General features: G+C 53.2%; 2 protein-coding genes and 2 rRNA genes (1 of these 4 only partly in view). 2 read left to right on the top strand and 2 right to left on the bottom strand.

Annotation, left to right across the window (positions count from 1 at the left end; all coding sequences use genetic code 11):
* Positions 1–2,628: ribosomal RNA gene (locus tag G491_RS0124780) — 23S ribosomal RNA — on the top strand (it extends 395 nt beyond the left edge of the window).
* Positions 2,629–2,693: 65 nt separating this feature from the next.
* A 5S ribosomal RNA gene (gene rrf / locus G491_RS0124775) occupies positions 2,694–2,810 on the top strand.
* A 164-nt stretch (positions 2,811–2,974) separates the two neighbouring features.
* Here rrf and G491_RS0124770 read toward each other — a convergent pair.
* Together G491_RS0124770 and G491_RS0124765 are read right to left on the bottom strand one after the other, a co-directional pair.
* Positions 2,975–4,564 carry a peptide chain release factor 3 gene (locus tag G491_RS0124770; RefSeq protein WP_015948365.1) on the bottom strand — a complete coding sequence of 530 codons (1,590 nt, stop codon included), beginning with the start codon at positions 4,562–4,564 and terminating at the stop codon, positions 2,975–2,977.
* Positions 4,565–4,659: 95 nt separating this feature from the next.
* Positions 4,660–5,910, bottom strand: coding sequence for a thiolase family protein (locus tag G491_RS0124765; protein ID WP_028316455.1), 1,251 nt, complete (start codon positions 5,908–5,910; stop codon positions 4,660–4,662).
* Positions 5,911–6,111: the final 201 nt, after the last annotated feature.

The raw sequence follows: 6,111 nt of genomic DNA, 5'->3' as shown, positions 1-6,111 counted from the left end.
GGCCATAGAGGGTGACAGCCCCGTATGCGAAATAAAGCAGGCTTCCTGGATTGGACACCCAAGTACCGCGGGACACGAGAAACCCTGTGGGAATTCGGGAGGACCATCTCCTAAGGCTAAATACTACTTGACGACCGATAGCGAACCAGTACCGTGAGGGAAAGGTGAAAAGAACCCTTTATAAGGGAGTGAAATAGAACCTGAAACCGTTTGCTTACAAGCAGTGGGAGGGTTATGGAATCGGCTTCGGCCCTTTCCGGCCTGACCGCGTGCCTTTTGCATAATGAGTCAGCGAGTTACTTTACGTAGCAAGGTTAAGCCGTTAGGTGTAGCCGCAGCGAAAGCGAGTCCGAAATGGGCGAATTAGTTGCGTGGAGTAGACCCGAAGCCAAGTGATCTATCCATGGGCAGGGTGAAGCGCCAGTAAAATGGCGTGGAGGCCCGAACCGCCGTAGGTTGAAAACTGCTCGGATGACCTGTGGATAGGGGTGAAAGGCCAATCAAACTTGGAAATAGCTGGTTCTCCCCGAAATATATTTAGGTATAGCCTCGCGTAATTAAGTGACGGGGGTAGAGCACTGGATGGGCTAGGGGTCCTACCAGATTACCAAACCTAACCAAACTCCGAATACCGTTAACTTCTATCGCGGGAGTCAGACTACGGGAGCTAAGTTCCGTGGTCGAGAGGGAAACAGCCCAGATCGCCAGCTAAGGTCCCTAAGTGTGTGCTAAGTGGGAAAGGATGTGGAAACGCGGAGACAACCAGGAGGTTGGCTTAGAAGCAGCCATCCTTTAAAGAAAGCGTAATAGCTCACTGGTCAAGTGGGTCTGCGCCGAAGATGTAACGGGGCTCAAGCACACCACCGAAGCTGCGGGATATATACTATGTATGTATCGGTAGGGGAGCATTCTGTGCGGGCTGAAGGTCGACCGTAAGGACGGCTGGACTGTTCAGAAGAGACCATGCTGACATGAGTAGCGATAAAACGGGTGAGAAACCCGTTCGCCGTAAACCCAAGGTTTCCTGAGTAAAGCTAATCTTCTCAGGGTTAGTCGATCCCTAAGCCGAGGCCGAAAGGCGTAGGTGATGGAAAACAGGTTAATATTCCTGTACCACCAGATAATCGTTATCAGCGATGGGGGGACGCAGGAGGGTAGATGATCCGCGTGTTGGAATACGCGGTTTAAGCACGTAGGCTGGGAGAGCAGGCAAATCCACTTTCCTAAGGCCGAGATGCGAATACGAGAGACATTGTCTCATAAAGTCATTAATCCCATGCTGCCAAGAAAAGCCTCTAGTGAGATTATCAGGTGATCGTACCGCAAACCGACACAGGTGGGTGGGGAGAGTATCCCAAGGCGCTTGAGAGAACCCTGGTTAAGGAACTCGGCAAAATGACACCGTAACTTCGGGAGAAGGTGTGCCTCTGTTGGTGATGTAATTTACTTATTGAGCTGACGGAGGTCGCAGAGAAATGGCGGTAGCGACTGTTTACTAAAAACATAGGACTCTGCTAAGTCGCAAGACGATGTATAGGGTCTGACGCCTGCCCGGTGCCGGAAGGTTAAGGGGACTTGTTATCCACCTCGGTGGAGAAGCTGGGAACCGAAGCCCCGGTAAACGGCGGCCGTAACTATAACGGTCCTAAGGTAGCGAAATTCCTTGTCGGGTAAGTTCCGACCTGCACGAATGGCGTAACGACTTCCGCACTGTCTCAACCAGGGACTCAGCGAAATTGTATTGGCGGTGAAGATGCCGTCTACCCGCGAAAAGACGGAAAGACCCCGGCACCTTTACTACAGCTTGACATTGGGTTTTGGAACATCGTGTGTAGGATAGGTGGGAGACTATGAAACCGGAACGCCAGTTTCGGTGGAGTCACCCTTGAAATACCACCCTCGTTGTTTTAGGGCTCTAACTCCGACCCGTTATCCGGGCGGAGAACAGTGTCTGGCGGGTAGTTTGACTGGGGCGGTCGCCTCCCAAAGAGTAACGGAGGCGCGCGAAGGTTCCCTCAGGCTGATTGGAAACCAGCCGTAGAGTGCAAAGGCATAAGGGAGCTTGACTGCGAGAGAGACATTTCGAGCAGGTACGAAAGTAGGTCTTAGTGATCCGGCGGTCCCGAATGGAAGGGCCGTCGCTCATCGGCTAAAAGGTACGCCGGGGATAACAGGCTTATCGCCCCCAAGAGTTCACATCGACGGGGCGGTTTGGCACCTCGATGTCGGCTCATCACATCCTGGGGCTGGAGCAGGTCCCAAGGGTTTGGCTGTTCGCCAATTAAAGTGGTACGTGAGCTGGGTTTAAAACGTCGTGAGACAGTTTGGTCCCTATCTTTCGTGGGCGTAGGATATTTGAGAGGATCTGCTCCTAGTACGAGAGGACCGGAGTGGACGAACCTCTGGTGGTCCTGTTGTCGCGCCAGCGGCATAGCAGGGTAGCTATGTTCGGAAAGGATAACCGCTGAAAGCATCTAAGCGGGAAGCCCCCCTCAAGATAAGATATCCCTTTGCATGGAGACATGCGAACTTAAGACCCCTTGTAGACTACAAGGTTGATAGGCCGGGTGTGTACGCATAGTGATATGTTTAGCTTACCGGTACTAATCGGTCGTGCGGCTTGGCCACTTTTTATCCCCCTGTTTAACAACAAATGAACGTTTTCATGTGCATATCTCGAATGCAAACCGCTTTCCGGCGGCTATAGCGAGGAGGCCACACCTGTTCCCATCCCGAACACAGAAGTTAAGCTCCTCCGCGCCGATGGTACTGCAAGGGCAGCTTTGTGGGAGAGTAGGTCGTCGCCGGATTCTTTTTCTAAGGCTCGAGTCAACCAAAAAGGCTCGGGCCTTTCTTTTTTAGGAAACGCTTTAGTTTTACATAGCGCCTTCCTAATGAAAATAAAAAAGCCGTTTCAATCGGATTTCATCCGCTTGAAACGGCTTTTTCTATTCTAAAATGTCGATAGGATATTTTAGTTGTATTCCCTGGTCTTGTGGAAAACAACGTCAGGCCAGTTCTCCTGGACGAATCCCAAACGCCACTGGCTGGGCGCCAAGTAAGCAAGCTGCCCTTCTCCGTCCAGCGCCAGGTTGGCCTGATTGGCCTTTCTAAATTCGTCCAGCATCTTATTGTCCGGGCACTCCACCCAGCGGGCCGTATTATAATCGATGGCTTCATATATGCAGTCCACATTATATTCCGCCTTCAGCCGGGCCATGGTCACGTCAAACTGAAGCACGCCCACTGCGCCCAAAATATTGTCTGCTGAGGTCAACGGCCTGAAAACCTGCACGGCGCCTTCCTCAGCAAGCTGGGTCAGGCCTTTATTAAGCTGTTTGGCTTTCATGGGGTCTTTCAGCATGACGCGGCGAAAATGCTCCGGCGCAAAGTTTGGGATGCCCGTGAATTTTAAAGGCTCCTTAATGGTAAACGTATCGCCGATTTTAATGGTTCCGTGATTATGGACGCCGATGATGTCGCCTGGCCAGGCCTCTTCAACATTCGCTCGGTCCTGGGCCATGAACATAGTGGCGTTGGAGATGATCATTTCTTTGCCGATCCGGTGATGCATGACCTTCATGCCTCTATTGAACTTGCCTGAGCAGATGCGAACAAAGGCGATGCGATCCCGGTGGGCAGGGTCCATGTTGGCCTGAATTTTAAAGGTAAAGCCTGAGAAGTCTTCCTCCAGTGGGGAAACGTCCCTCGACTCTGCGGGGCGTAAGCCGGGAGCGGGCGCCATTTCCACCAGGGCGTCCAGCAGTTCGGTAATGCCGAAATTATTGATGGCGCTGCCGAAAAACACCGGAGTCTGAGAGCCGGAAAGGTAATGCTCCATTTCAAATGGGTTGGCGGCGCCCTCCAGCAATTCGATGTCTTCTCTCAACTCTTCGGCTTTGGACTCCCCTATCAATTCCGCCAGCTTGGGATCGTCCAGGTCCTGGATGACGATCCCGTCTTTTTGGCGAGTCTTGCCGCCGGCCGTAAAAAGCTGCAATTCCTTTTTGTATAGGTTATAAACCCCGGCAAAGCCCTTCCCAGCGCCTATGGGCCAAGTGAGAGGCGCGCATTCGATTTGGAGCTTTTCTTCAATGTCGGAAAGCAAATCAAGGGGCGCCATGCCGTCCCGGTCCATCTTGTTAATAAAGGTGATGATGGGAGTGTTGCGCATTCGGCAGACTTCCATCAGCTTTTCGGTCTGGGCTTCCACGCCTTTAGCGCTGTCGATCACCATGAGGGCGCTGTCCACTGCGGTGAGCACCCGGTATGTGTCCTCGGAAAAGTCCTGGTGGCCGGGGGTGTCCAGCAGGTTGATGAAAAAATCCCTGTACGAAAAAGTCATGACCGAGGTGGTGACGGAAATGCCGCGGTCCCTTTCAATGGACATCCAATCGCTGGTGGCATGGCGGGCGGCTTTTCTGGCTTTGACCGCGCCAGCCAACTGGATAGCTCCGCCGAATAAAAGGAATTTTTCCGTAAGGGTGGTTTTGCCGGCATCAGGGTGGCTGATGATTCCGAAACAGCGTCTTTGTTCGACTTCTTTTTTTTGTTGCTTGCTCATTGTTTTTTACGAGAAAAGCTCAAAGTTAAATGGTTTACAAAACAAAGGGGACGGAAAACCGCCCCCTTTTAAATATCGGTAGATTATAATAAAATCTACATCATTTCAAGCGCAACAGCCATGGAAACGCCGCCGCCGCCGCACAGGGTGGCCATGCCCAGGTTCTTGCCGCGGTTCTTCATGGCGTACATCAAGGTGACCATGATGCGGGCGCCGGTGGATCCCACGGGGTGGCCAAGGCCGATGCCGGAGCCGTTTACGTTGGTGATGCTGCGGTTCAAGCCCAGTTCCTTTTCGCATCCCAGGTATTGGGCGGCGAACGCTTCGTTGAGTTCGATCAGTTCAAAGTCCTCCAGTTTGTAGTCGGAGCGAGCCATCAAGTCTTTCACGGCCGGCACCGGGGACAGGCCCATGACGGAAGGATGGCAGCCGCCGCGGCCGGTGGCGGTGATTTTGGCCAGAGGCTGGAGGCCAAGTTCCTTGGCTTTGTCAGCGCTCATGATGATCATGCCGGTGGAGCCGTCATTGAGGCCGGAGGAGTTGCCGGCGGTAACCTTGCCGATTTTCGGCACAAAGGCGGGGGGCAGCTTGGCCAGAGTTTCCGCCGTCATGCCGGGACGGAAGTGTTCGTCCTTATCAAACAAGATGGGATCCTTCTTACGTTGAGGCACAGGGACGGGCACGATTTCATCGGCGAAGGAGCCGTCGTTGGTGGCCCTTTCCGCTTCGTTGTGGCTCTTGAGAGCGATTTCATCCATTTCCTCGCGGGAAATGTTGTAATGCTGGGCGATGAATTCAGCGGTGTGGCCCATGATGTAGGGTTTGCCTTTGAAAAAGCTCAAAGGCGGTTCGTCGGCGTTGACCGGGCCTTCTTCAGGATGGGGAATGATATGAGAACCGCAATGGAGGCCGCGGATCACAGCATCGACAAACTCAGCGTCCTGGAGGCGGCAGCCCCAGCGGGCGTTAGGCACGCGGTATTCCACGCCGGACATGTGCTCCATGCCGCCGCAGAGGATGACGTCGGCCATGCCGGCCTGGATCATGGCCATACCGGAAATTGTGGCTTCCATACCGGAGATGCAAACGCGGTTGATGGTCACTGCCGTGGTGGTGTCCGGAATGCCTGCCAGAAGAGCGGCCGTTCTGGTCACGTTCAGGCTTTCAGCGGGCTCCATGCAGCATCCGTAGCGCACGTCATCTATAATTTCGGGATCAATCCCCGCCCTTTTGATAGCCTCTTCCATGGTCACCTTGCCGATCATGCAGGCTTTTACATCACGCAGGGTCCCGCCAAAACTTCCAATAGCCGTCCGGCATGCGGACACAATAACGACATCCTTCATGTTGATCTCTCTCCTTTGGGGGTTACTAAATGGGGGTTAAAATATTTTCATGGCGCCTCAATGGCCGTTTAGCCATTAGAATAAAGATTAATCATATACCAGTTAACCAGCCTTTTAATCAAGGCATCTTTAAAACCGGCGCCATGGTTGAGACGCCAAGGCGGGGGTGCTGAAGTCCGAACATGGCGCGTTCAACGCTTA

Origin of the sequence: Desulfatibacillum aliphaticivorans DSM 15576, assembly GCF_000429905.1 — a bacterium.
GTDB classification, from domain to species: Bacteria; Desulfobacterota; Desulfobacteria; order Desulfobacterales; family Desulfatibacillaceae; genus Desulfatibacillum; species Desulfatibacillum aliphaticivorans.
Note: the sequence above shows the minus strand (reverse complement) of the source record. Positions and strands in the feature narration are given on the sequence as shown.

Coding starts and splice junctions, on each gene's coding strand:
- G491_RS0124765 (WP_028316455.1), bottom strand. CDS start 5,910: ATGAAGGATGTCGTTATTGTGTCCGCATGCCGGACGGCTATTGGAAGT.
- G491_RS0124770 (WP_015948365.1), bottom strand. CDS start 4,564: ATGAGCAAGCAACAAAAAAAAGAAGTCGAACAAAGACGCTGTTTCGGA.